Here is a 2,563-nt window from a genome sequence, read left to right as displayed (position 1 = left end):
GGCAGTTTTATATTGCATGGTAGAAGCGTTCGTTATTACCTGGGTTCATGCGCCAATTTCAAGAAAAGATTTCGACACACCTGGAAGGAACAGGTACAGCTTATTACTTAAAAATTATTTTCCGGCGTTGACGCAACAAGAAAATTCTGGCTGCGGTGATTGAAATTCTTGGATAAAACTTTGAGCCACTCTTAGAGGGTGGCTTATTTTTTCAACATATTGCGGTAGTCCCCACTTTATCTGCGGTCAGTAAGTTGTTAGAAAAGCCTGTACTATGGGAAAACTTGAACTAAGAAGTTGTGTTAAAGACTTCAGAGTGTTCGTCAACAAAACAAATTATCTCAGACAGAAAATAGTCATGAATATTTTCTTAAAACTTGATAAAAAAGCACAATTCAAGGCTCTATTTTTGCTAGTATTTATTCCTTCTGTCTGGATTATATTGCCACCAATTTTATATAATTTATTTCCTTTAAATTTTAGTAATGAAAGTTGGGATACATCATCAGTAGGACTGGCTTCAATTGGTATGATGACTCGTGGTCAGCAGAGATACTTTTTAGAGCATAATGGCATTTTTAGTAAGTCGATTCCTGAAATAGACATTGCTCTTAAAGAACAAATGTCAAACTCGTCAAAAAACTATAACTATTCTATAAAAATAACCCCAATCTCTGCATTCAATTATGCAAATCCCCGACGAGAGTATGTAAAAAAGGGATGGTTCGTAAACATACCAGTAATAGGTTATGTTAGTGGTGTTTTTATTATACCTAATACTAAAAATTCTAAAAATGAACTAACAACTTTCGCAATTATATGTCAAAACAAATTACCAGGCACTATCCACTTAAACGATCCGATTTATCAAAATGGTATTCTTACTTGTGGTTCGGGAACTATAAAATTGCAGAAACCCAAATAACTTGCCATTAGAATTCCTCAAAAATATCAGCAGAATTGGACTAGCATTTAATAATGATAATCGGAGGAATGAAGCAGATAAAATCTCTAGTTCACTGGGGAATTTTCAAGGACAAAATTCACGATTATATCAATTCGTATGCGAACACAAACGAGATTTTAGTTTGGCAGATACAGTACTCTCACTTGCCCAAAGTTGGAAGTTTTAAAACCAGACGAATAGCTCAAGTGCAAGACTCTCATAACTTTCCAAACATTCTTTTAAGGGTGGTTTGGTGCAGGAATTTTCCACTCTGTAATTCCGTCCTCTGTTGCACTAAACAAAGTCTTGCCATCCCTACTAAATACCATTGCCCCCGACCAGTTGCTAACATCGGGCAGAGTTGCTTCTATATTTCCTGTTACCAGATTCCAAACCCGATATGGTTTATATCCTCCACCAGTAATTAAAGATTGCCCATCAGGACTAAAGGCGATGGTGATCTGCGGAAAATAGAAGCCCCCAAAATCCTGCAACAATTTTTCTGTTGTCAGGTTCCACACTTTTACCTGCTTGGCACTACCACTAGCGAGCAACTGACCGTCACGACTAATGGCTAAAGCAGATACTGCACCATAATGTCCAGTCAAAGTGGTGCGCTTTCGTCCAGTTCCCAGATCCCATACAGTGATGTGATTGCTCGAATCGCCACTAACCAAAGTCTTGCCATCTGGAGTCAGCGCCAAAGTTATTACAGTATCCGGTGTTTGTGCCAATGTGCTTGTTAATTGTCCAGTCGCCAAATTCCATATCTTAATGGTATTGTCGGAACTCGCACTCACAATTGTTTGCTGATTGGGTGTGATCACCAGTGCATTTACAACTTCAGAATGCCCTTTGAGAGTAAATTTGAGTTTTCCCGTCGCTAAATTCCACACCTTAATGGTCTTGCCTAAACTCCCACTCACCAAAGTCTGACCATCAGCAGAAAGCGCAAGGTCATAAATATCATTCGCGTCTCCTTTGAGGGTTAATTGAGGCTGCTGACTTGGCAAATGCCAGACGCTAAAGCTTTTGCCACCGCCGCCCACTAGGGTGTGACCATCAGAAGAAAGGGCGATCGCTTCTGCTACTCCACTTAACTTCCGCACTACTGTCAAATCGCAATACTGGGAATGAGGCTGCGACAACTTGCAGATATTCGTTACTCGGTAACTGCTCCACAAATATGCTCCGACTTGTATCAAAAAAATTATAATCGCTACACCACGCAGCAACCATATCTGTTTTTTGCTCAACCAGTTGTCTAACATTAGCTCTGTTCTCTTTTCGGTAGGTAGTTGAATTGATCGCAAACAGGTTATGGGGTATAGGGGAATGGCACGCTTGAAAAGCTGAAAGCTTGTGTAGGCAGGGTGTTGGGAGTAGGGTGTAGGGAAAAATTAAGAAAACCAAATATCGAGTACGAACATAAATATTTTCCTTCTTCACTACACCCAACACCCAACACCCCACACCCAAAAGCCTTATAGGTAATTGGTTTGGCGTTATCTTAGTGCCATTCGGGTATAGGGTGTGGGATGTAGCGAAAGACTCTTCAAGTCACAAGCTGCATTAGTTGCTGCTGTATCTTCCCCACCGGAGCTGTGCGATTTTGTC

The 2,563-nt window shown here is 40.3% G+C and carries 2 protein-coding genes; one reads left to right on the top strand and one right to left on the bottom strand.

The window, feature by feature from the left end; genetic code table 11:
• The first annotated feature begins 358 nt into the window (after nucleotides 1-358).
• Nucleotides 359-925, top strand: a complete 567-nt coding sequence (locus tag V7L07_RS16715) for a type IV pilin-like G/H family protein (RefSeq protein ID WP_335059617.1) — start codon at nucleotides 359-361, stop codon at nucleotides 923-925.
• 260 nt (nucleotides 926-1,185) lie between these two features.
• On the opposite strand, the gene V7L07_RS16710 is transcribed toward V7L07_RS16715, so the two are convergent.
• Nucleotides 1,186-2,217: a WD40 repeat domain-containing protein gene (locus tag V7L07_RS16710; RefSeq protein ID WP_335059615.1), complete on the bottom strand. Its 1,032-nt coding sequence runs from the start codon at nucleotides 2,215-2,217 to the stop codon at nucleotides 1,186-1,188.
• Nucleotides 2,218-2,563: the final 346 nt, after the last annotated feature.

This window comes from Nostoc sp. (assembly GCF_036916985.1).
GTDB lineage: Bacteria > Cyanobacteriota > Cyanobacteriia > Cyanobacteriales > Nostocaceae > Nostoc.
The sequence above is the reverse complement of the archived record's forward strand: the minus strand, read 5'-3'. Positions and strand labels throughout refer to the sequence as shown.

Coding starts and splice junctions, on each gene's coding strand:
- V7L07_RS16710 (WP_335059615.1), bottom strand. CDS start 2,217: ATGTTAGACAACTGGTTGAGCAAAAAACAGATATGGTTGCTGCGTGGT.
- V7L07_RS16715 (WP_335059617.1), top strand. CDS start 359: ATGAATATTTTCTTAAAACTTGATAAAAAAGCACAATTCAAGGCTCTA.